The organism is Pseudomonas sp. IT-232MI5, assembly GCF_949767845.1.
Lineage (GTDB): Bacteria > Pseudomonadota > Gammaproteobacteria > Pseudomonadales > Pseudomonadaceae > Aquipseudomonas.
The window spans coordinates 1-510 of sequence record NZ_CATKQE010000036.1 but is presented as its reverse complement, the minus strand read 5'-3'; the positions used below and the strand labels follow the sequence as shown (position 1 = coordinate 510).

The 510-nt window shown below is 61.4% G+C and carries 1 protein-coding gene; it reads right to left on the bottom strand.

What is annotated here, in order from left to right; all coding sequences use genetic code 11:
- The coding region (locus ACM6JQ_RS18415) for a hypothetical protein (protein WP_414894458.1) at positions 1-510 on the bottom strand (510 nt) is incomplete at both ends.

The window sequence follows — 510 nt, the reverse complement described above, 5'->3', positions numbered from 1 at the left end:
ATGCGGTGCCGGTGTTGCTGTCATCCACGGCTTTTGGCAAATCGTCGACGATGTTCACGTCGAGGGTGCCATTGGCGGTGGTGCCGTTATCGTCGACCACGGTAACGGCGAACTGCTCAGGCAGGTTATTCGCGCCGTTGGCGTTTGAATGCGCTTCGTTATCGGCCAGGGTGTAGCTGTAGCTGACCACGCCGGTGGTGGCGTTGAAACCGGTGATGGTCAGCGTGCTGCCCAACGGCGTGGTGACCGATTGCGGGAACCCTGCGGCCACACCGTTGGTGACGACAGCGATGCCGCCGACAGTCAGCGTGGTCACGCCGTCCAGCGCAGTGATGGTGAACGTGCCGCTCTGGGTCAGCGCGGTGGCATCCGGCGTGCTGCCGTCAGTGAGGTTTTTCTCGTAGACGGTGAGTTCGCCGCCATTCACGTCAAGGCCGCTGATGACCACTGGATCGTCGTTGTTGTGGATCTGCAGGACGAGGTTGGCAGTGCTGGTATCACCGTCGGAAT